25 protein-coding genes and 1 pseudogene are annotated in these 21,251 nt (G+C 59.8%); 14 read left to right on the top strand and 12 right to left on the bottom strand.

The window, feature by feature from the left end:
* Positions 1–18: 18 nt before the first annotated feature.
* The 5 genes from lolA (at position 19) to cysG (ending at position 5,202) form a co-directional block, all read left to right on the top strand.
* Positions 19–642 carry an outer membrane lipoprotein periplasmic chaperone LolA gene (gene lolA / locus ACA070_RS19825; protein WP_007904916.1) on the top strand — a complete coding sequence of 208 codons (624 nt, stop codon included), beginning with the start codon at positions 19–21 and terminating at the stop codon, positions 640–642.
* Positions 643–814: 172 nt separating this feature from the next.
* Positions 815–2,137: a replication-associated recombination protein A gene (locus tag ACA070_RS19820; RefSeq protein WP_497451993.1), complete on the top strand. Its 1,323-nt coding sequence runs from the start codon at positions 815–817 to the stop codon at positions 2,135–2,137.
* Entirely contained in the window at positions 2,137–2,511 is a 375-nt protein-coding gene (gene crcB, locus ACA070_RS19815; RefSeq protein WP_461954768.1) for a fluoride efflux transporter CrcB, read from the top strand. The genes ACA070_RS19820 and crcB overlap by 1 nt, the downstream gene beginning before the upstream one ends.
* A 15-nt stretch (positions 2,512–2,526) precedes the next feature.
* The gene (gene serS, locus ACA070_RS19810; protein WP_497448013.1) at positions 2,527–3,807 is read left to right on the top strand and encodes a serine--tRNA ligase; all 1,281 of its coding nucleotides are present in this window, start codon (positions 2,527–2,529) and stop codon (positions 3,805–3,807) included.
* Positions 3,808–5,202, top strand: coding sequence for a siroheme synthase CysG (gene cysG, locus ACA070_RS19805; RefSeq protein ID WP_497448012.1), 1,395 nt, complete (start codon positions 3,808–3,810; stop codon positions 5,200–5,202). It abuts the gene before it with no gap.
* A gap of 117 nt (positions 5,203–5,319) precedes the next feature.
* Here cysG and ACA070_RS19800 read toward each other — a convergent pair whose 3' ends face one another.
* The 9 genes from ACA070_RS19800 to ACA070_RS19760 all read right to left on the bottom strand — a co-directional run bounded on the left by ACA070_RS19800 (position 5,320) and on the right by ACA070_RS19760 (position 10,329).
* On the bottom strand, positions 5,320–6,321 hold the full coding sequence (locus ACA070_RS19800; RefSeq protein ID WP_497448011.1) for a glutathione S-transferase family protein: 1,002 nt from the start codon (positions 6,319–6,321) through the stop codon (positions 5,320–5,322).
* Between the two features lie 90 nt (positions 6,322–6,411).
* Complete coding sequence (locus tag ACA070_RS19795; RefSeq protein WP_497448010.1) at positions 6,412–7,413, bottom strand: glycosyl transferase family protein; 1,002 nt, start codon at positions 7,411–7,413, stop codon at positions 6,412–6,414.
* Positions 7,410–7,745 carry a TusE/DsrC/DsvC family sulfur relay protein gene (locus tag ACA070_RS19790; protein WP_497448009.1) on the bottom strand — a complete coding sequence of 112 codons (336 nt, stop codon included), beginning with the start codon at positions 7,743–7,745 and terminating at the stop codon, positions 7,410–7,412. Before ACA070_RS19790 ends, ACA070_RS19795 begins: the two co-directional genes overlap by 4 nt.
* Positions 7,742–8,035, bottom strand: a complete 294-nt coding sequence (tusB, locus tag ACA070_RS19785; RefSeq protein WP_497448008.1) for a sulfurtransferase complex subunit TusB — start codon at positions 8,033–8,035, stop codon at positions 7,742–7,744. The genes ACA070_RS19790 and tusB overlap by 4 nt, the downstream gene beginning before the upstream one ends.
* Positions 8,035–8,397 (bottom strand): sulfurtransferase complex subunit TusC, encoded by a 363-nt coding sequence (gene tusC, locus ACA070_RS19780; RefSeq protein ID WP_497448007.1) that lies wholly within the window; start codon positions 8,395–8,397, stop codon positions 8,035–8,037. Before tusC ends, tusB begins: the two co-directional genes overlap by 1 nt.
* Before the next feature lies 1 nt (position 8,398).
* The gene (gene tusD, locus ACA070_RS19775) at positions 8,399–8,791 is read right to left on the bottom strand and encodes a sulfurtransferase complex subunit TusD (protein ID WP_461959344.1); all 393 of its coding nucleotides are present in this window, start codon (positions 8,789–8,791) and stop codon (positions 8,399–8,401) included.
* A gap of 201 nt (positions 8,792–8,992) precedes the next feature.
* Positions 8,993–9,697 carry a YoaK family protein gene (locus tag ACA070_RS19770; protein ID WP_497448006.1) on the bottom strand — a complete coding sequence of 235 codons (705 nt, stop codon included), beginning with the start codon at positions 9,695–9,697 and terminating at the stop codon, positions 8,993–8,995.
* A 35-nt stretch (positions 9,698–9,732) separates the two neighbouring features.
* Complete coding sequence (locus ACA070_RS19765) at positions 9,733–10,062, bottom strand: DUF6388 family protein (RefSeq protein ID WP_497448005.1); 330 nt, start codon at positions 10,060–10,062, stop codon at positions 9,733–9,735.
* Positions 10,063–10,083: 21 nt separating this feature from the next.
* A complete protein-coding gene (locus ACA070_RS19760) occupies positions 10,084–10,329 on the bottom strand; it encodes a hypothetical protein (RefSeq protein ID WP_054053620.1) in 246 nt (81 codons plus the stop codon).
* Between the two features lie 162 nt (positions 10,330–10,491).
* Here ACA070_RS19760 and ACA070_RS19755 point away from each other — a divergent pair, with 162 nt between their 5' ends.
* On the top strand, positions 10,492–10,842 hold the full coding sequence (locus ACA070_RS19755; protein ID WP_497448004.1) for a hypothetical protein: 351 nt from the start codon (positions 10,492–10,494) through the stop codon (positions 10,840–10,842).
* A gap of 144 nt (positions 10,843–10,986) precedes the next feature.
* Here the strand turns inward: ACA070_RS19755 and ACA070_RS19750 are convergent, their stop codons facing one another.
* Entirely contained in the window at positions 10,987–11,418 is a 432-nt protein-coding gene (locus ACA070_RS19750; RefSeq protein ID WP_497448003.1) for a GNAT family N-acetyltransferase, read from the bottom strand.
* A 152-nt stretch (positions 11,419–11,570) separates the two neighbouring features.
* Here ACA070_RS19750 and ACA070_RS19745 point away from each other — a divergent pair, with 152 nt between their 5' ends.
* The 4 genes and pseudogenes from ACA070_RS19745 to ACA070_RS19730 all read left to right on the top strand — a co-directional run bounded on the left by ACA070_RS19745 (position 11,571) and on the right by ACA070_RS19730 (position 14,636).
* Positions 11,571–12,008, top strand: coding sequence for a hemerythrin domain-containing protein (locus tag ACA070_RS19745; RefSeq protein ID WP_497448002.1), 438 nt, complete (start codon positions 11,571–11,573; stop codon positions 12,006–12,008).
* Between the two features lie 222 nt (positions 12,009–12,230).
* The gene (locus ACA070_RS19740) at positions 12,231–12,866 is read left to right on the top strand and encodes a lytic polysaccharide monooxygenase auxiliary activity family 9 protein (protein WP_497448001.1); all 636 of its coding nucleotides are present in this window, start codon (positions 12,231–12,233) and stop codon (positions 12,864–12,866) included.
* 40 nt (positions 12,867–12,906) lie between these two features.
* Positions 12,907–13,908: pseudogene (locus ACA070_RS19735) on the top strand (chitinase); the annotation flags it as partial.
* 140 nt (positions 13,909–14,048) lie between these two features.
* Entirely contained in the window at positions 14,049–14,636 is a 588-nt protein-coding gene (locus tag ACA070_RS19730; protein WP_497317136.1) for an NUDIX domain-containing protein, read from the top strand.
* 176 nt (positions 14,637–14,812) lie between these two features.
* Here ACA070_RS19730 and ACA070_RS19725 read toward each other — a convergent pair whose 3' ends face one another.
* Entirely contained in the window at positions 14,813–15,328 is a 516-nt protein-coding gene (locus ACA070_RS19725) for a methylated-DNA--[protein]-cysteine S-methyltransferase (protein ID WP_497448000.1), read from the bottom strand.
* A 150-nt stretch (positions 15,329–15,478) separates the two neighbouring features.
* Here ACA070_RS19725 and ggt point away from each other — a divergent pair, with 150 nt between their 5' ends.
* Both ggt and ACA070_RS19715 read left to right on the top strand, forming a co-directional pair.
* Positions 15,479–17,206 carry a gamma-glutamyltransferase gene (gene ggt, locus ACA070_RS19720; protein ID WP_462027778.1) on the top strand — a complete coding sequence of 576 codons (1,728 nt, stop codon included), beginning with the start codon at positions 15,479–15,481 and terminating at the stop codon, positions 17,204–17,206.
* Between the two features lie 68 nt (positions 17,207–17,274).
* Positions 17,275–17,808, top strand: coding sequence for a cysteine hydrolase family protein (locus ACA070_RS19715; RefSeq protein WP_497447999.1), 534 nt, complete (start codon positions 17,275–17,277; stop codon positions 17,806–17,808).
* On the opposite strand, the gene ACA070_RS19710 is transcribed toward ACA070_RS19715, so the two are convergent.
* The gene (locus tag ACA070_RS19710) at positions 17,805–18,704 is read right to left on the bottom strand and encodes a LysR family transcriptional regulator (RefSeq protein ID WP_497447998.1); all 900 of its coding nucleotides are present in this window, start codon (positions 18,702–18,704) and stop codon (positions 17,805–17,807) included. The genes ACA070_RS19715 and ACA070_RS19710 overlap by 4 nt on opposite strands.
* Before the next feature lie 148 nt (positions 18,705–18,852).
* Here ACA070_RS19710 and ACA070_RS19705 point away from each other — a divergent pair, with 148 nt between their 5' ends.
* Positions 18,853–20,352 (top strand): purine-cytosine permease family protein, encoded by a 1,500-nt coding sequence (locus ACA070_RS19705; RefSeq protein WP_497447997.1) that lies wholly within the window; start codon positions 18,853–18,855, stop codon positions 20,350–20,352.
* The gene (locus ACA070_RS19700) at positions 20,349–21,188 is read left to right on the top strand and encodes a nitrilase family protein (RefSeq protein WP_497447996.1); all 840 of its coding nucleotides are present in this window, start codon (positions 20,349–20,351) and stop codon (positions 21,186–21,188) included. The genes ACA070_RS19705 and ACA070_RS19700 overlap by 4 nt, the downstream gene beginning before the upstream one ends.
* The last annotated feature ends 63 nt before the right edge of the window (positions 21,189–21,251 follow it).

Here is a 21,251-nt window from a genome sequence, read left to right as displayed (position 1 = left end):
AATGTTATGAGGACTCCCATGCGTCTTATCCGCATGCTGTTGCTGCCGGTACTGGCTTTGACCACGCTCTCGGCCCACGCCGATGACAAGGACGTGGCGCGTCTGACCCAACTGCTGGAAAAATCCCAGACCCTGACTGCACGCTTCTCTCAGCTGACGCTGGATGGCAGCGGCACTCAATTGCAGGAAACCGCCGGGCAAATGTCCCTGCAGCGTCCTGGCCTGTTCTATTGGCACACCGACGCACCACAAGAGCAATTGATGGTCTCCGATGGCAAGAAGGTGTCCCTGTGGGACCCGGACCTGGAGCAGGTCACCATCAAGACCCTCGACCAGCGCCTGACCCAGACCCCGGCGCTGCTGCTGTCTGGTGATGTGTCGAAGATCAGCCAGAGCTTCGACATCAGCGCCAAGGAAGCCGGCGGCGTGATCGACTTCACCTTGAAGCCAAAAACCAAGGACACCCTGTTCGACAGCCTGCGTCTGTCGTTCCGCAATGGCCTGGTCAATGACATGCAACTGATCGACAGCGTCGGCCAGCGCACCAACATCCTGTTCACCGGCGTGAAGGCCAACGAGCCGATCCCGGCGTCCAAGTTCAAGTTCGACATCCCCAAGGGTGCCGACGTGATCCAGGAATAATACGCAAACCTGTGGGAACGGGCTTGTGTGGCGAGGGAGCTTGCTCCCGCTGGGGCGCGAAGCACCCCCAAAAATGGGACTGCTGCGCAGTCCAGCGGGAGCAAGCTCCCTCGCCACAGGATTTCGCCAGACTTGAGAGCTGCGTAATAAAGCGAGGTTTCAACCGCACGTGATGGACCTGTTTCGCAGTGCCCCGATCGCTCAACCCTTGGCCGCACGCCTGCGCGCAGCCAATCTGGATGAGTACGTCGGTCAGGAACACCTGCTCGCTCGCGGCAAGCCTTTGCGCGAAGCCCTGGAGCAGGGTGCCCTGCACTCGATGATCTTCTGGGGGCCGCCGGGCGTGGGCAAAACCACCCTGGCGCGGTTGCTGGCGGAAGTCTCGGATGCGCACTTCGAAACGGTCTCGGCGGTATTGGCCGGCGTGAAGGAAATCCGTCAGGCGGTGGAAATCGCCAAGCAGCAGGCCGGGCAGTACGGCAAACGCACCATTCTGTTCGTCGATGAAGTGCACCGTTTCAACAAGTCGCAGCAGGATGCATTCCTGCCCTACGTTGAAGACGGCACGCTGATTTTCATCGGCGCGACCACGGAAAACCCCTCGTTCGAACTCAACAACGCCTTGCTCTCCCGGGCGCGCGTCTACGTGCTCAAAAGCCTCGACGAAGCGGCGTTGCGCAAACTGGTGCATCGCGCGCTGACCGAAGAACGTGGTTTGGGCAAGCGGCAACTGACCCTCAGCGATGAAGGCTTCCAGATGCTGTTGTCCGCCGCCGATGGCGATGGCCGCCGTCTGCTCAACCTGTTGGAAAACGCCTCGGACCTGGCTGAAGACAACAGCGAGATCGGCATCGATCTGCTGCAAAGTCTGCTCGGCGATACCCGTCGGCGTTTCGACAAGGGTGGCGAAGCGTTCTACGACCAGATTTCCGCGCTGCATAAATCGGTGCGCGGCTCCAATCCAGACGGCGCGCTGTACTGGTTCGCGCGAATGATCGACGGCGGTTGCGATCCGCTGTACCTGGCACGGCGCGTGGTGCGCATGGCCAGCGAAGACATCGGCAACGCCGACCCTCGTGCCCTCAGTCTGTGCCTCGCGGCGTGGGAAGTGCAGGAGCGTCTCGGCAGTCCCGAAGGCGAATTGGCGGTGGCCCAAGCCATCACCTACCTGGCCTGCGCGCCGAAAAGCAATGCGGTGTATATGGGTTTCAAAGCCGCCCTGCGCAGCGCCACCGAACATGGTTCGCTAGAGGTGCCGCTGCACCTGCGCAATGCGCCGACCAAGCTGATGAAGCAATTGGGTTACGGCGATGAATACCGTTACGCCCACGATGAGCCGGACGCTTACGCCGCTGGCGAAGACTACTTCCCCGAAGAACTTGAGCCACAACCGTTCTACCAGCCAGTGCCTCGCGGCCTTGAGCTGAAGATCGGCGAAAAACTCAATCACCTCGCACAACTTGACCGTCTAAGCCCCCGGCAGCGGAGAAAATAGTGATTCCTTTGGTCATTGCGGTCTCCGTCGGCGGTGTCGCCGGAACACTGTTGCGCTTTGCTACCGGTAACTGGGTCAACGCTAATTGGCCGCGGCACTTCTATACCGCGACGCTGGCCGTTAATATCGTCGGCTGTTTGCTGATCGGCGTTTTGTACGGTCTGTTTTTGATCCGCCCGGAGGTGCCGATCGAGGTGCGCGCCGGGTTGATGGTCGGCTTCCTAGGGGGGCTGACGACTTTTTCATCCTTTTCACTGGATACGGTGCGCCTGCTCGAAACCGGGCAAATGCCGCTAGCCCTGGGCTATGCTGCCATCAGCGTATTCGGAGGGCTGCTCGCGACCTGGGCTGGCCTGTCCTTGACCAAACTTTGATAACGAGAGACCGACATGCTCGATTCCAAACTGTTACGTAGCAACCTTCAGGACGTAGCGGACCGCCTGGCATCCCGTGGCTACACGCTGGATGTTGCGCGCATCGAAGCGCTGGAAGAACAGCGCAAGGAAGTCCAGACCGAAACTGAAAAGCTACAGGCTGATCGTAACGCGATCTCCAAAAGCATTGGTCAGGCCAAGCAGCGCGGCGAAGATATTGCTCCGCTGATGGCTAATGTCGAGAACATGGGCAGCCAACTGAACAACGGAAAGATCGCTCTCGAAAAAATCCAGACCGATCTGGATTCGATCCTGCTCGGCATCCCGAACCTGCCGCACGAATCCGTGCCACTCGGTGATGACGAAGACGGCAACGTCGAAGTGCGCCGCTGGGGCACCCCGACCGCTTTCGATTTCCCGGTTCAGGACCACGTGGCCCTGGGCGAGAAGTTCGGCTGGCTGGACTTCGAAACCGCCGCCAAGCTGTCCGGCGCCCGCTTTGCCCTGTTGCGCGGCCCGATCGCTCGCATGCACCGCGCCCTGGCGCAGTTCATGATCAACCTGCACACCAGCGAACACGGTTACGAAGAGGCCTACACGCCTTATCTGGTTCAAGCGCCGGCGCTGCAAGGCACGGGTCAGCTGCCGAAGTTCGAAGAAGACCTGTTCAAGATCAGCCGCGAAGGCGAAGCCGATCTGTACTTGATCCCGACCGCTGAAGTGTCGCTGACCAACATTGTTGCCGGCGAAATCGTCGATTCGAAACTGCTGCCGATCAAGTTCGTTGCCCACACCCCGTGCTTCCGCAGTGAAGCCGGTGCTTCGGGCCGTGACACCCGCGGCATGATCCGTCAGCACCAGTTCGACAAAGTCGAGATGGTCCAGATCGTTGAGCCGTCGACCTCGATGGACGCGTTGGAAGGCCTGACCGCCAACGCCGAAAAAGTCCTGCAACTGCTGGAATTGCCTTATCGCACGATTGCGCTGTGCACCGGCGACATGGGCTTCAGCGCGGTCAAGACCTACGACCTGGAAGTGTGGATTCCGAGCCAGGACAAGTACCGCGAGATTTCGTCGTGCTCCAACTGCGGCGACTTCCAGGCCCGTCGTATGCAAGCGCGTTTCCGCAACCCGGAAACCGGCAAGCCTGAACTGGTTCACACCCTGAACGGTTCCGGCCTGGCGGTCGGTCGGACGCTGGTGGCGGTGCTGGAAAACTACCAGCAGGCCGACGGTTCGATCCGCGTGCCTGAAGTGCTGAAACCGTACATGGGTGGCCTTGAGGTCATCGGCTAAATGGACTATCTGCCGCTGTTTCATAATCTTCGCGGCAGTCGTGTGTTGGTCGTCGGCGGCGGGGAAATTGCCTTGCGCAAATCCCGCCTGCTGGCCGAAGCCGGTGCGCTGCTGCGGGTGGTTGCACCTGAAATCGAACCGCAGTTGCGCGAACTGGTTGCCGGCAGCGGTGGCGAGTGCCTGTTACGGGGCTACGTCGCAGCGGACCTGGACGGTTGCGGGCTGATCATTGCCGCCACCGACGACGAACCGCTGAACGCGCAAGTCTCCGCCGATGCCCATCGGCGTTGCGTGCCGGTCAACGTGGTGGACGCGCCAGCCTTGTGCAGCGTGATCTTCCCGGCGATCGTCGACCGATCGCCCTTGATTATTGCGGTGTCCAGCGGCGGCGATGCGCCGGTACTGGCGCGGTTGATCCGCGCCAAGCTGGAAACCTGGATTCCTTCCACCTATGGTCAGCTGGCCGGTCTGGCGGCGCGTTTTCGCAGCCAGGTCAAACGCCTGTTTCCGGATGTGCAGCAGCGCCGGGCGTTCTGGGAAGATGTATTCCAGGGCCCGATTGCCGACCGGCAACTGGCCGGGCAGGGCGCCGAAGCCGAACGCTTGATGCTGGCGAAGATCAATGGCGAAGCGCCGGTTGCTACCGGGGAAGTGTATTTGGTCGGCGCAGGTCCTGGTGATCCGGACTTGCTGACCTTCCGTGCCTTGCGCCTGATGCAGCAAGCCGATGTGGTGCTGTATGACCGTTTGGTCGCCCCCGCGATTCTCGATTTGTGCCGTCGCGATGCCGAGCGGGTTTACGTCGGCAAGCGGCGCGCCGATCACGCCGTGCCTCAGGATCAGATCAACCAGCAATTGGTGGATCTGGCCAAGCAAGGCAAGCGGGTCGTGCGATTGAAGGGCGGTGATCCGTTCATCTTCGGTCGCGGCGGTGAAGAGATTGAAGAACTGGCGGCCCAGGGCATCCCGTTCCAGGTGGTGCCGGGTATCACGGCCGCCAGCGGTTGCGCGGCGTACGCCGGGATTCCGCTGACTCACCGCGATTACGCGCAGTCGGTGCGATTTGTCACCGGGCACTTGAAGGACGGTTCCACCGATTTACCGTGGGCCGACCTGGTCGCGCCGGCGCAAACCCTGGTGTTTTACATGGGGCTGGTGGGCTTGCCGATCATCTGCGAGCAGTTGATCAAGCATGGTCGCGGGGCGGATACCCCGGCGGCATTGATTCAGCAGGGCACCACGGTCAATCAGCGGGTGTTTACCGGCACGCTGGCCGACCTTCCTCGACTGGTGGCGGAGCATGAAGTGCATGCACCGACGCTGGTGATCGTTGGGGAAGTGGTGCAATTGCGCGAGAAACTGGCGTGGTTCGAGGGCGCTCAGGCGCAGGTCTGAGGACCGAGTCGCCCCAATCGCTAGCAGGCTAGCTCCCACAGGGGATTTGTGAACGACACAAATCCCCCGTGGGAGCTAGCCTGCTAGCGATTGGGGTCCTCAAAAACGGTACAAACCTCAGGCCCGGCGCCAAACCCCTTTCCCACTCAACCGCGCCCGATCATGGGTTGCTGTGAAATCCTGCGCCGGCCCTTTCGGCACAACCCCCGTCGGGTTGATGGTCTTGTGGCTGCCGTAGTAGTGATTTTTGATGTGCTGGAAATCCACCGTCTCGGCAATCCCCGGCCACTGGTAAATCTCCCGCAGCCAGTTAGACAGGTTCGGATAATCGGCGATCCGCCGCAGGTTGCACTTGAAGTGGCCGTGATACACCGCGTCAAAACGAATCAGCGTGGTGAACAGCCGAATATCAGCTTCGGTCAGGTATTCGCCAGCCAGGTAACGATTGGCGCCTAACAGCTCTTCCAATCGATCCAGTTCCGCAATCAATCCATCGAACGCTTCTTCATAAGCCGCCTGCGAGGTGGCAAACCCGGCGCGATAAACACCGTTGTTCACCGCCGGATAAATCCGCTCATTCAGCGCATCGATCTCACCGCGCAACGGCGCCGGATAGAAATCCAGGTCGTTGCCGGTCAGGTCATCGAAAGCGCCATTGAACATGCGGATAATCTCCGCCGATTCATTGTTGACGATGCGATTCTGCTGTTTGTCCCAGAGCACCGGCACGGTGACGCGGCCGGTGTAGTTGGCGGTATCGGCGGTGTAGCGCTGGTGCATGAAATCGAAATGACCGAGCTTGTCGCCGGTCGAGCCCAGGTTCTGGTCGAAGGTCCAGCCGTTTTCCAGCATCAGCCAGCTGACCACCGAGACGTCGATCAGGTTGTCGAGGCCTTTGAGTTTGCGCAGGATCAGCGTGCGATGGGCCCACGGACAGGCGAGGGATACGTAGAGATGATAACGACCGGCTTCTGCAGCAAAGCCGCCGACACCCGTCGGGCCGGGCTTGCCGTCGGCGGTCAGCCAGTTACGACGTTGCGCCTGTTCACGCTGGAACGCGCCGTCCTTGCTGCTTTCGTACCACTGGTCATGCCAGCGACCTTCAACTAACAAACCCATGTTCAAGACTCCTCAACCGATAAGCGTTGGAGAGGAGTCTATTCGCATAGGTTCGATAAAAAAGCGCAAAGGTTGGAGGGTTATGATCGGTTAAATCGATCTGTCCCGAGCGTCCCAATACTGCTGGGCGGTTTCGAAGGCGTGTTCGCGCGTGTGACCGAGGCCGCGCAACGCGAGGGCCATGGTCGAGATCAGGGCCATTTGCGGGTAGCTGTCGACCACATCACCGCGCCAGACGGCTTTCAAATGCTCAGGATCGAGCGAGGCGGGTTTGACGTGGCGCTGGGTCGACATCTGCGGCCATTCCTCGTCCCAGCTTTCGCCGCCGGTGGTGCCGTACAGGTGGCTGTCGGCGTCCGGGTTGATCTCTATTTCGCCACCATCGCCCTTGATCACAATCGCGGTGTCGCCGAGCAAGCCGCTGGCATCGCGATGCACCGCCTGATAGCCAGGGTGGAAAATGCTTTGCAGGCCGCAGCGAGCGCCCAGCGGATTGAGGATACGGGTGAGGGAATGGATCGGTGAACGCAGCCCTAAGGTATTGCGCAGGTCGATCATGCGCTGAAGTTGCGGCGCCCAATCCACCAGCGGCATAAACGCCAAGCCACCGTTTTCGAGTGCCGATCCGACCTGCTGCCAGTCGCGGCACAGCGGAATGTTCAACGCGTCCAGCAGTTGCTCGCTGTACAGCCGACCGGCCGTGTGGGCGCCAGCGCCGTGCATGAAGATGCGCACACCGTTCTGCGCCAGGCATTTGGCCGCCAACAGATACCACGGCAGGTGACGCTTCTTGCCGGCATACGTCGGCCAGTCCAGATCCACCGCCAGCGCTGGCGGGTTCAGCCGTTCACGCAGGGCTTCGGTGAAGCCAGCCATTTCCTCGGCGCTTTCTTCCTTGTGCCGCAACAGCATCAGGAACGCGCCGAGCTGGGTGTCCTCGACCTTGTCATCGAGCACCATGCCCATGGCTTCCCGCGCTTCGACCCGGGTCAGGTCGCGGGCGCCACGCTTGCCTTTGCCGAGGATCCGTACGAACTGGGCGAACGGGTGTTCGGCGGGCGTTTCGAGGGTCAGCGCTGGATAGTCGGTCATAAGCAATTCGTCGGTTTGGGCAGGCCCGCCAGTTTTGCGGCGAGTTTGGCAGGGGTGCCTTTGAAAAGTCGGTTCAGGTGCAGGCTGTTGCCTTTTTCCGGGCCAAGTTTCAGCGCGGTGTACTTGATCAGCGGGCGAGTGGCCGGGGACAGCTGGAATTCGGCGTAGAAACTGCGCAGCAATTCGAGGATTTCCCAGTGCTCCGGGCTCAACTCGATGTCTTCGGCAGCGGCGAGGGCGCTGGCCACTTCATTGGACCAGTCGCTGAGTTCGACCAGGAATCCGTCCTTGTCCAACTCGATGGCGCGTGGGCCGACGGTCAGGGAATTCATAGCCAGCTGTTGACCTTGTCGTAGTGAATCGACAGCTCGACGAAGGCCGGGTAATCGATGGCCTTGGCCGCGTCAGGAATCTCAAGCGCGCGAGCCTGGGCGTCTTCGGCCAGTACGAACAGTGTCAGTTGGCGGGCGTTCAGCGCGTTGAACGGCGCGGTGCCCGGCTGCAGCGCATAAACCGCGTCACCGGTCAGCAACAACGCGTCGTTCGTGCCGATCACACGCAGGCAACTGGACAGGCGATCATCGCCGAACGGGGAATGAGACAACACATGCAAAGTCGACATCAGAAGGTGATCACCTGGTCGTAACGGTCAATAAGTGCAGTGATTTCGTGGGCGGCCAGCACCTGGGCTTCTTCAAGCGACCGACCGCTGAGGTCCAGACCCCGTTCGGCAGCGCTGTCGCCACAGACAAACAGGTCTTCAACACCGAACATCGGCAACGCTTGCAGGTTGGCGCTCAGGTCTTTCTGTTGCAGGGCCTTGGCGTTCTGTTTCGCGGCGAGTTGGAGCACGCCGTCATCGAGAAACAGCAGGCCGATCGGCAGGTCGAACGCGCCGCCGGCCAGCACGATGTCCAGCGCTTCCCGGGCGCTCGGCCCGGACCATGGGGCCTGTCGGCTGATGATCAGCAAGGATTTAGGCATCTCAAGCGCCTCCGAAACAGATCAGGCGGTCAGCGTCTTGCACCGCGTCATGCAACTGGCCGAGGCCGGACAATTCCCACGGCGCGCTCACGGAAGCGGCGTCACGCTGATAGCGCCCGGCTTCCTCTTCGTTCAACACGCCACGGCGCAGGGCGGCGGCGATACACACCACGCCGTCCAATTGATGCTCGCTGACAAAAGCGCGCCATTGCTTGGGCAGGTCCAGCTCATCCTGCGGCGTGACCACGCTGCCGGAGGCGTTGTAGACGCCGTCCTGATAGAAAAACAGCCGGACAATCTCATGCCCGCCGGCCAGCGCAGCCTGGGCAAACAGCAAGGCACGGCGCGAGGAGGGCGCATGGGCGGCGGAAAACAGCGCGATGGCGAACTTCATGACGGACTCGATCAGCAAAACTGTGGCCATGATAAAGCTTTATCGCCGGGGCGGCGAAGGGGGTTTACTCGTAGACCGAGTCGCGGCCATCGCGAGCAGGCTCGCTCCTACAAGGGGCTTGTGTCGTGCACAACATTGAAATCCACCACAAAACCCCTGTGGGAGTGAGCCTGCTCGCGATGGCTGCCTGACAGGCACCGCTCAACGCGGCATATACCCCAACTGCCACCGCCGCGGAATCTTCAGCGACAGCAACCCGATCACCCCCGCCAGCAACCCGCTGACAAACAACGCCTTGAGTCCAAGGTGATGTTCCAGCACCGCACCAATCACTGCACCGGCAAACATGCCCGTCCAGGGAACCAACTGAACCCGCCAGCCATTGCGCCGCTCACCGAGCATCCACCGCCCCAGCCCGCGGCCGAAGCGCGACAGGGCGCCGGTGACGTAAGTGAGGCCGACCGGCAGGCCGTTCACTTCTTCCACCGCCGCATTGAGCATGCCCATGGCGATGATGGCTGCCAGCAGCGCCGGCAGTTGTTCGTCGTACGGCCAGGCTGCGGCGCCGCAGAGCAGCATCGCAATGCACAGCAGCAAGGGCAGCGCCCGGCGGCCACCGAGACGGCTGACGACAATGCCCAAGGCGTTGCCGACGATGAAGGTCGCCACGAGAATCGACAGGCGCAAGGTCAGGCCGAAATCACCATCGCTGATGGCCACGGCGAGGCGGGTGGTGTTGCCGCTCATGAAAGAGACAAAATCGCCACTGGCCATGAAGCCGATGGCGTCGGTCATGCCGGCGAGGACCGAGAGCGCGGCCACCAGTGCCATGCCGATGCGTCCGCGCCATTTCTGGATATGCAGATGGCCGGGACTCGCGCGAGAAGTTGAGAGGGATGGCAACATCGGCGCAAGTCGTCCTCAGGCAGCGACCGTGACGGTCACTTGGTCAATCCATATAACTCGCAATACTCCAGCCAGTCCATACCGGCCATCTCGGCCACTTCCTTGTGCACTTCCATGCGTTGGGCCTGATAGTCCTCGGCCGTCGCGGCGGTCAGCTGTAATGTCAGCTCCCAGGCAAACAAACCCAGGCGCTCGGCTTCGGCTTCGAAGGCCTCATGCAAGCGCTCGTCGCGGTACTGCGCCGCGGTCTCGCCCTTGGCCTGAGCCAACAGCGGGTTGAGGTTGTCGAGTTCGACGCGCAGCTCGGGGCGCGCATCGAGAAACGTCTTCAGCGCCTGCTCGTGTTGCTGTTCGGTTGCCGCCATGGTCGCTCCTTGAGGCTGGGGTTACGAAGATTGCTTCTTGGCCTTGGCCGCAGCGGCCAGGCACTCGAGCGCAAACTGCTCGGGGTAGGTCATCTGGATCGGCGTGGTTTCGCCTTTGACGGTGCGTTCGCCGTCGAGGATGTAACGGATTCGTTTGTCGGTGACGCCAATTCGCTTGGCGATCCAGGACGGCGTCTGACCGATCTGGCTGATCAGCTTGTCAGCGTATTCGGCGGTCGGTTTGTAAAACTCGGCGTTGGGGGTCATGACCTTTCCAGAAAAATGGGCCCGGCAAAATGGGCGATGCGACGTTAATGGCGCGACAGGGTGCGCGAATCGTCACTCGGTGTCGCGGTATAAATGAAGTAAAGCAGAACGATACGCCGTGCCACGGTGATACAGTCCGCTTTTTCTTGATGAGCGAACACAATGCGAATTCTGATGGTGGCGCTGGCCGCAACGTTGCTGGCGGGATGCGCCGGCTCGGTGATGAACGATGCCCGCACCAAAGCCCCTTACAAAACCCTGAAATCGGACAAACCGGAAAAAGTCGTCGCCCAGTGCGTGCAGTTTTCCTGGCAGGACGAGGCGGTGTTCGGTGTTGATGCCGGTGCGTATTTGCAGCCGGGTGAGAAGAGTGGGTCCACCGTGTACACGCGTTCGGCTGAGTCCTTTGTCGACGTGACCACCGATGCGTCAGGCACCGTGTTGAGTTACTACGCGCAGCAGGACGACTTTGTGGCCAAGCGCCGCCTCGCGGCGCTCGCGACCTGCCTCTGAATTGAGGCATGACCCACACCGTCCACTGTGGGAGCTAGCCTGCTGGCGATAGCGGTTTGCGATTCAACAGAGATTTCGCCTGACCCAACGCTATCGCCAGCAGGCTAGCTCCCACAGTTGGAGGGTGTGAATCCCATGAGCAGGTTATACGTCGTTGATCAGGCGCTTCTGGAAAAAGAAGCGCTTATGCCCCGGCGGATAGTCGACAATCTGGCCTACCTCGCTGTAGCCCAGCTTCTTGTAGAACCCCGGCGCCTGGAAGTCGAAGGTGTCGAGCCAGACCCCGATGCATGCCTTCTCCCGTGCCAGGTCTTCGGCCATTTGCATCAACCGAGTGCCTAGGCCCTGTCCTCGGCCCTGTTCCGGTACCGACAGCAACTCGATGTACAACCATTGATAAAAAACCCGGCCATGCAGGCCGCCGAGAATCTCGTTGTGTTCGTCGCGGATCAGAAGGGCAATGGGCTCCTGCTTCGAGACCCCGGCCTTTGACGCGTTATACGCGCGCAACGGCAGCAGAATCGCCTGCTCTTCGGCTTCGGTGGGTTTTTGCGACTGTTCGATTCGCAGTTCCATCAGCTCAATCCTTATGGCCATGAGGGGACAACATCCGCAAGCCTAACGTGTACCCCGACGGTAGTTCCAGCCCCTTGAGTGGAACCCTCGCTCGCGCCCGGATGTCTAGCCTAAACAGCGTCATTCCAGAACGCGGCCAATGAGGATCACCCGTGAATATTTTTGAAGCCCTGCGTGAAAGTCACGACCGCCAACGCACCTACGCCAAAGCGCTGATCAAGACCAGCGGCGACACCCCGGAACGGGTCGAGGCATACAAACAGCTCAAGTCCGAACTCCAGGCCCACGAAACCGCCGAGGAGCGCCATTTCTACATCCCGCTGATGGAGTTCGACAACGGTGTCGACCTTAGCCGCCATGCCATCTCCGAGCACCACGAGATGGACGAGATGATGGAAGAGCTGGATGAGACGGAGATGTCCAGCCCGGCCTGGCTGGCGACCGCCAAGAAGCTGTCCGATAAGGTTCATCACCACTTGAAAGAGGAAGAGCAGAAGTTCTTCCAGATGGCCGGCAAACTGCTCGACGAGAAGCAGAAAGAGACCCTGGCCGGCCAGTACGAGAAGGAATACAAGGCACAGCTTTCCTAAGCTGCACGAAGTCCCCGATTGCTGCCTTGCGTTGTAATCCTTTTGCTACACAGGGCGTAGGACTTGGATTAGGATACTGGTTATATATCCAGTATTCGCGGATGGTCTGCCACGGCAGACTCATCCGGGCAAAAAATGGGTCGATGGACAAAAAAAACAGCTCCGTTAGGTTGAAGGCCTCTCCTCAGGAAGGAGAGTTCTTAAATCAACGGAGTGAAAAACATGAACCAGCCACAGACTCAAACACAACTTCGACACGGTCGTGTCACTTCCCCCTCCAGCCGCGGTGCGGTCGCCGTCGAGCTGGGGCTGCTGGGCAACTGGCAAGTCAACGAAATGGAAGGCGGCAAGAACTTCCCGTCGCTGACGGCGGGGCCATTCCCGACGCCGTATCAAACCGACAGCGACAGTGTCACGCCACCCGCTGATGGCAATATCCTCAGCGGTGGCAAGACGGATGCCCGTGACTGCATCAACTTCACCAACGAAGAAATGAGCCTCAAACTCGGCCGCCCGTTCACCTGGCCTTTGCTGAATGTCGATCCGGGCCAGACCTTCAAGGTCACCTGGGAATACACCGCGCCCCACGTCACCCGCGGCTACCGCTGGTTCGTCACCAAGGATGGCTGGAACCCGAAAAAGCGCATCAGCCGGGCGCAACTGGAGCCGACATCGTTCTCCGACGACTTCTACACCCTGGTCCCGTACTACAGCCATTCCACCGAGATGAAGGCCAGGGTCAACCACGAAGTGAAATTGCCGGGCAACAAGAAAGGCCCTCACGTCATCGTGCTGATGTGGATCGTGGCCAACACAGGCAACGCCTTTTACCAAGCGTTCGACGTGGACTTCAAATAAGCCTGCGGTGTTCAAACCCCACACGTTCAAGGAATAGAACATGTCAACGTTCGACTTTACGTTACTGAAATCGCCACTCGCCGATGCGGCGTCGTTGATGCCGAGCATTGCCGGCAAAAAGATCCTCATGGGCTTCTGGCACAACTGGCCCGCCGGCCCGAGCGACGGTTACCAGCGGGGCCAGTTCGGCGACATCGCGCTGCAGGATGTGCCCAAGGAATACAACGTGGTGGCCGTGGCCTTCATGAAGGGCAACGGCATCCCGACCTTCAAGCCGTACAACCTGTCCGACGCCGAGTTCCGTCGCCAGGTCGGCGTGCTGAACAGTCAGGGCAGGGCGGTGCTGATTTCCCTCGGTGGCGCCGACGCGCACATCGAACTGCACAAAGGCAACGAACAGCCGCTGGCCAATGAAATCATCCGTCTGGTGGAAACCTACGGCTTCGATGGGCTGGACATCGATCTTGAACAGAGTGCGATTGATTTCGCCGACAACAAGACCGTCCTGCCTGCCGCGCTGAAACAGGTCAAGGACCATTACGCCGGTGAAGGCAAACACTTCATCATCAGCATGGCCCCGGAGTTTCCGTACCTGACCACCGCCGGCAAATACGTCGGCTACCTCCAGGCCCTGGAAGGCTATTACGACTTCATCGCCCCGCAATATTACAACCAGGGCGGTGACGGCATCTGGGTGCCGGAAACCAACAACGGCAATGGCGCGTGGATTGCCCAGAACAACGACGCGCTGAAAGAGGACTTCCTGTTTTACCTGACCGAAAGCCTGGTGAGTGGCACTCGCGGGTTCACCAGAATTCCTGCGGACAAGTTCGTGATCGGCCTTCCCGCCAACGTCGACGCTGCAGCCACCGGTTACGTGATCAACCCGTCGGCCGTGGTGAATGCCTTCAAGCGTCTCGACGCCAAGGGGCTTTCGATCAAGGGCCTGATGACCTGGTCGGTGAACTGGGACAATGGGATCAATAGGGACCGCGTGCCTTACAACTGGGAGTTCAGCCGTCGTTACGGGCCGTTGATCAATGGCAAGCAGTTCTCTTCCCATGAAGACAGCGCGCTGCCTGAAGTTGCCAGCCAGCCGTAAAAAGAAGCCCGGCAGAGATGCCGGGCTTTTTCGTTTTCGCCTACCATGGGGATCTTCTGACGAAAAAAGGATGCGTTGTGATGGCGAACACAGCCGAACGGGTCAACATCATTGAGTCCCAGGTGTTGTCCCACGACTGGTACCTGCTGAAGAAAATCACTTTCGACTATCTGCGTAACAACGGCGACTGGCAGCGCCAGACCCGCGAGGTGTACGACCGTGGCAATGGCGTGGCGATTCTGCTGTTCAACCGCGAGAAAAGAACTGTCGTGCTGACACGTCAATTTCGGCTTCCGGTGTTCGTCAATGGCCACGATGGTTTGCTGATCGAAGTGGCGGCGGGGCTGCTCGAAGGCGCGGCACCTGAAGAACGCATCCGCGCCGAAGCCGAAGAAGAAACCGGCTATCGCGTTCACCACGTACAAAAGGTGTTCGAGGCCTATATGAGCCCAGGCTCGGTCACCGAAAAACTGCACTTCTTCATCGCAGAATATGACGCCGCGTCGAAGGTCAGCGAGGGCGGTGGGCTGGAAGAAGAGACCGAAGAACTGGAAGTACTGGAGTGGACATTCGACGAGGCGCTCGAGGCGTTTTATCGCGGGGAGATCTGCGATGCCAAGACGATTATGTTGTTGCAGTATGCGGCGATGAAAAATATCTTCATCTGAACGACGCTTGTCCTGTAGCAGCTGTCGAGCTCCGCGAGGCAGCGTTCGGCGGCGAAGCCGTCGTAAAACCTGCGCATGAGGTTTTCCTGAAACAACGCGTTGCCGGATCTCACGACGGCTTCGCCGCCGAACGCTGCCTCGCGGAGCTCGACAGCTGCTACAGGTGTTTTGGACAGTCAGAACAATTCGCCTGTTCGGCTGGCCCCCGACCACTCGCAACCCTCCAGCATCAACAACCGCTCCTTCGCCTCAAGCCCACCCGCAAACCCCGTTAACTTCCCCGATGCCCCAATCACCCGATGACACGGCGCAACAATCGAGATCGGGTTCTTGCCATTCGCCGCGCCCACCGCCCGGACCGCGCTCGGATTGCCAATCTGCTCGGCAATCTCGCTGTAACTGCGCGTCTCGCCAAACGGAATGGTCAACAGCGCCTGCCACACCTTCTTCTGAAAGTCCGTCCCGGCAAAATCCAGTTCCAGCTCGAAGCGATTTCGGGTGCCGGCAAAGTATTCCTGCAGCTGCTGAACGGCGCGCATGAGGATCGGGTTATCCGGTGCCTCGCTCATCGGGCCAAGCCGTACGCGGTTCGGTTTGTCGTTTTCCCAGAGGATGGCAGCCAGTCTTGAATCTTTCGCGACCAGCTTCAGCTCGCCGACCGGAGACGCCAGGGTGGTGAAGGTGTAGGTCATGCCGGCGAACTCCGCAGAAGGGCTGAACAGAGGCCAAGCATACTGCCTCGACGGGGAGGCGCAATACGCAATCCCAGCCATACTGCGTACTGCTATTGAAACGTTTTCTCCGTTTTTAAACAGAGCCTAAAAACAAAAAGAGACCGACTCATGAAGTTCGAACCTTTTGCCAAATCGCTGATTGCGACCTCCTTGGCGCTCAGCTGCCTCAGTGCATACGCAGCCTCCGTGGCCCCGGTCGCGGCCGAAAACGGCATGGTCGTCACGGCCCAGCACCTGGCCTCTCATGTGGGCGTCGATGTGCTCAAGAACGGTGGCAACGCCGTCGATGCCGCCGTCGCGGTAGGTTATGCGCTGGCGGTGGTCTATCCCGCCGCGGGTAACCTGGGTGGCGGTGGTTTCATGACCGTTCAGCTGGCGGACGGGCGCAAGACCTTCCTCGATTTCCGCGAAAAAGCTCCCCTGGCCGCCACCGCAAACATGTACCTCGACAAAGAGGGCAATGTCGTCCCGGACCTGAGTACTCGCGGTCACCTGGCCGTTGGCGTGCCCGGTACTGTGTCCGGCATGGAACTGGCCCTGAAGAAATACGGGACAAAACCCCGCAAGGAAGTGATTGCCCCGGCGATCAAACTCGCCGAAGACGGCTTTGTGTTGGAGCAGGGCGATGTCGATTTGCTGGACTACGCCACCGACGTGTTCAAAAAGGACATCAAGGATTCCGGCGCGATCTTCCTGAGCAACGGCGAGCCGATGCAGGTCGGGCAAAAACTGGTGCAGAAGGATCTGGCGAAAACCCTGCGGGAAATTTCCGAGAAGGGCGAAGACGGTTTCTACAAAGGCTGGGTGGCCGACGCCATCGTCACCTCCAGCCAGGCCAACAAGGGCATCATCACCCAGGCCGACCTCGATAAATACAAGACCCGTGAACTGGCGCCAATCGAGTGCGACTACCGGGGTTATCACGTGGTCTCGGCACCGCCGCCAAGCTCCGGTGGTGTGGTGATCTGCGAGATCATGAACATCCTCGACGGCTACCCGATGAAAGACCTGGGCTACCGCTCTGCCCAAGGCATGCATTACCAGATCGAAGCGATGCGCCACGCGTATGTGGACCGCAACAGCTACCTAGGCGACCCGGATTTCGTGAAAAACCCGATCGCCCACCTGCTGGACAAAAACTACGCGACTAAAATCCGCGCCGCGATTGATCCGAAAAAGGCCGCCGTATCGAGCGAACTCAAACCCGGCGTAGCGCCCCATGAAGGCAGCAACACCACGCATTACTCCATCGTCGATAAATGGGGCAACGCGGTGTCGGTGACCTACACCCTCAACGACTGGTTCGGCGCCGGTGTGATGGCCAGCAAAACCGGAGTCATCCTCAACGACGAAATGGACGACTTCACCTCGAAAATCGGCGTGCCCAACATGTACGGCCTGGTGCAAGGCGAAGCCAATGCCATCGCGCCCGGCAAGGCACCGCTGTCGTCCATGAGCCCGACCATCGTCACCAAGGACGGCAAAGTGGTCATGGTCGTCGGCACCCCTGGCGGCAGTCGCATCATCACTGCCACCTTGCTGACCATCCTCAACGTGATCGACTACGGCATGAACATCCAGGAAGCGGTCGATGCCCCCCGTTTCCACCAGCAATGGCTGCCGGAAGAAACCAACCTGGAGACCTTCACCACCAGTCCGGACACGGTGAAGATGCTCGAAAGCTGGGGGCACAAGTTTGCCGGACCGCAGGATGCCAACCATGTGGCGGCGATCCTGGTGGGCGCGCCTTCGCTGGAAGGCAAACCGGTGGGCAAGAACCGTTTCTACGGGGCGAACGACCCACGTCGTAACACCGGGTTGTCGCTCGGTTATTAAGGGTTGTTTTTCAAAGGGGACAGATCTATTTTCTGTCCCCTGATCCACCGACCTCTCAAGGAAGGACCATGACCACTGCACTGCTGATCATCGACGTACAGCACGCCTTGTGCGCTGGCGAGTACGAATGCTTTGAGATCAAACGCGTCATCGAGAACATCAACGGCCTCAGTGCCAGAGCCCGCGATGCCGGCATACCGGTCATCCTGATTCAACACGAAGAAAAGGGCGACCTGCTGCAACAGGGTTCTGAAGGCTGGCAACTGGCCGAAAGCTTGAAGACTTCACCGGAAGACCTTCGCGTGCGAAAAACCACGAGAGACTCGTTCTACAAAACCCACTTACAAGCCCTACTGCAAGATTTTGGCTCGGACCGCCTGATCATCTGCGGGCTGCAGACCGACTATTGCGTCAACGCCACAGTCCGCCAGGCCCTGAACCTGGGCTATGACGTAGTGCTCGCCGCCGACGCGCATTCCACCGTCGACAACGGCAACCTCGCCGCCGAAGACATCATCGCCGAGCACAATGCAGACCTGGCGCACTTGACGGGGCCCGTGGCACGCATCGACGTCATCCCGACCAGCGAAATACGCGTCTAAGTACTGAAAATATCGATCAGCTCGTTGAGGAACGCACTCACCAAATCACGCTGACGTGCCGAATGCCGAACCGCTGCATGAAAGCCGACCTCATAGCGCAGCAACTCGGGATTCAACGGATGCAGCTGTCCCAGTTCTTCATGCTTGGCCGCATAGTGCTGCGGCAGAAAGCCCAGGTGCTGGCCCGACAGAATGAGCAGCGCCGCACCGTCCATGCTGTCGGTAAGCACGGTCAGGCGTTCGATCGAGGTGGGCGCAGGCATTTCCGGCAAAGGATGGCTGGGCCATACCCAATCGAAATCGCTGACGTCCTCCCGGGTCAGCTCGCCCACTTGCTCAAACAGCGGATGAGCAGGGGCGCAATAGGCGATCTGGGTTTCCTGGAACAAGGGGAAGTAATCGATGTTGGGCAAGCGATGCCAGAAGTAACCGATCGCCAGATCGATATGACTATTGATGATTTTCTCTTCCAGCAGTGACGACGACAGTTCCGTGAAGTGGAAATACAACCCTTCATGGCGAGAACGCAAACGCGCGATGGCCAGGGCGATTTTCTTGTTGGCAACGGGGTCGATCTGACCGAGCAAACCGATGTTGATGTTGCCCGACACCTTGCGATTGATGTGCTGGACTTCAACCCGAAAACCTTCGGCCGCCGCCAGCAATCGCCGGGCCGCCTCGACAAACTGACCGCCCTTGGGCGTCATCGAAAACCCGCCGCGCCCTCGCTCGCACAGACGAAATCCCACCCTCGCTTCCAGCGTCGCCAGTTGCGCACTGATGGTGGGCTGCGTGGTGTTGAGCGCAGTTTGCGCGGCCGAGATGCCGCCTGCCTCAACGACAGTCAGAAAGACCCGGATCAAGCGCAGATCCAGCTCCGATACAGTGCCCAGCATGGGTGTCCCTCAATGTTCACTCACATAGACGCCGATCTATGTAAACAGTGTGCCTGCGATATTTTACAGCCCTGACCCAGGCCCTACATTGCAATGAAACCGGCGCTTTGCCCATAAAAACAACAGTCAACTGCATAGGAACAATCGTATGTCAGGGTCTCCTCATTCTGCGCACGCCCTCGAGGCGAGTGGCGGGTTGGCCATTGAAGGCCACTCGATCGATTACATTCCGGAAAACGAACGTCACGCCAAGCTCAGCAGCCAGGGCCCTTTCTGGTTTTTGGGCAACTTCCACTTCTTCACCATCTCCATCGGCTTTGTCGGCCCGAGCCTCGGATTATCGGCGCTGTGGACGATGGTGGCCGGTGCACTCGGGATCATGTTCGGCACTATCTTCATGGCCTTCCATGGCTCGCAAGGTCCCGAAATGGGGCTTCCGCAAATGATCCAGTCCCGTGCTCAGTTCGGGTATCGCGGCGTGATCCTGGCCTTGATGGCGACGATGTTTGTGTTCGTCGGCTTCAATGTGGTGAACATCTCGCTGATCATGAACGGCCTGGAACATGTCTTCGGTATCGACCCGACCATTGTCGCCATCGCCGTGGTACTGATTGGCGCGCTGCTGTCGATCTACGGCCACGACCTGATGCACAAAGCCTTCAAGTGGGCACTGCTGGCGACATTACCGCTGTATGCGCTGGTCACCATCGCCTTAATGTTCGGCGCCGGCCAGGAGGGCGTCGCACCGGCGACCGATCTGGGGTTCAGCTGGGTGGCGTTCGCTACGCTGTTTGCCATTGGCGCGAGCTACAACATTTCCTATGCGCCGTATGTCTCGGACTATTCCCGATACCTGCCGAAAAACACCAGTCGACCGAAACTGATCGCCGCCGTATTCATCGGCGCATCGTTGTCGGGCGGCTGGATGATAGGCCTCGGCGCCTGGCTCGCGCAGCAGTTGAAAGCGGCGGACGCGCTGGTGGCGCTGAACCAGGTCGGATCGTCGATGATTCCGGGCCTGGGCAATGTGTTGGTCATCGTCTCGGTCGCGGGTTTCCTGCCGATCATCGCGCTCAACACCTACAGCGCCATGCTGACGTTGTTGACCGGCGTCGACTCGATCAAAAAAATCACTCCGACACCTCGCGCCCGGGTGCTGTCCATTTCCGCGATCAGCATCATCCTGTTGTCCTGCGTGCTGTCGATCAAAGGCGACGGCATCGCGCTGTTGAACACCTTCCTCGTGCTGCTGTTGTACTTCCTCGTGCCCTGGACCGCGGTCAATCTGGTCGACTACTTCTTCGTGCGCAAAGGCCGCTACGCGATCCCGCACTTCTTCACACCGAAGGGCATTTATGGCGCCTGGCAATTTCGCGGGATCGTCTCGTACCTGATCGGCTTTGCCGCGATGGTGCCGTTCTTCTACATCTTCGATGCCGCTGCCGGCAAAGAGGTGTTCGTCGGGCCGCTGGCGCGCATGCTCGAAGGGGTGGACATCGCCTGGCTGGTGGGCCTGGTGGTTTCGGGCCTGACGTATTACCTGCTCAGCCGTTCGATCGACCTTGAATCCGAACGCCGGATCATCGACTCAATCACCGAGAGCGACATTGTTTCCATGGCGCATCAACCTGTGGAGGAGGGGCGTTGAACAGCGTGAAAAATACCGTGGTTGCCTGCTGCCAGGTGGCACCGAAAATTGGCGATCTTGCTTACAACCGGACGTTGACTGAGCGTGCGATTCGCTCGGCGGCGTTGCAGGGTGCGCAAGTGGTGGTGCTGCCCGAACTGGTGCAGAGCGGTTATGTGTTCAACGACCGCAGCGAAGCATTGTCCTTGTCAGAAACGGTCGAAGGACCGACCTTGAACCTGTGGGCGGCACTCGCCCGCGAGCTGAATATTGTGGTGATCGGCGGTTTTTGCGAACGGCTGGAGGGCGATGAGCTGGCCAACAGCGCAGCGATGATCGATGCCCAGGGCCTGCGCGCCGTGTATCGCAAGGCTCACCTTTGGGATGCCGAAAGCGAAATATTCATCCCCGGCGACGATGCGCCGCCAGTCGTCGAAACGGTCCATGGACGAATCGGCATGCTGATTTGCTACGACCTGGAGTTTCCCGAATGGGTGCGTCTGCCTGCACTGGCCGGCGCTGACCTTCTTTGCGCGCCGGTCAACTGGCCCGATGGACCACGACCACCGACCGAACGTCCAGCGGAAGTGGTGCGTGTTCAGGCCAATGCGTCGGTGAACCGGATGTTCATCGCCGCGTGTGATCGGCATGGTCACGAACGCGGGGTTGGTTGGGTGCAAGGTTCGGTGATCGTTGATGCTGACGGTTATCCGTTGGCGGGGCCGGCGGAGCAGGGGGGCGAGCAGATTTTGCTGGCGACACTCAACCTCGCCGAGGCGCGGAATAAACGCATCAGTGCGCGCAATGATTTGCATCGGGATCGGCGGCAGGGGTTGTATGGATGCGTCGAGGAGTGACCCGGTAGGGTGGACTGCTTTGTGCAGGCGCGCGGAAATAGCTGGGGTCAACTGATCTTCAAG

It is taken from the genome of Pseudomonas sp. LBUM1678, assembly GCF_059695575.1.
Note: the sequence above shows the minus strand (reverse complement) of the source record. Positions and strands in the feature narration are given on the sequence as shown.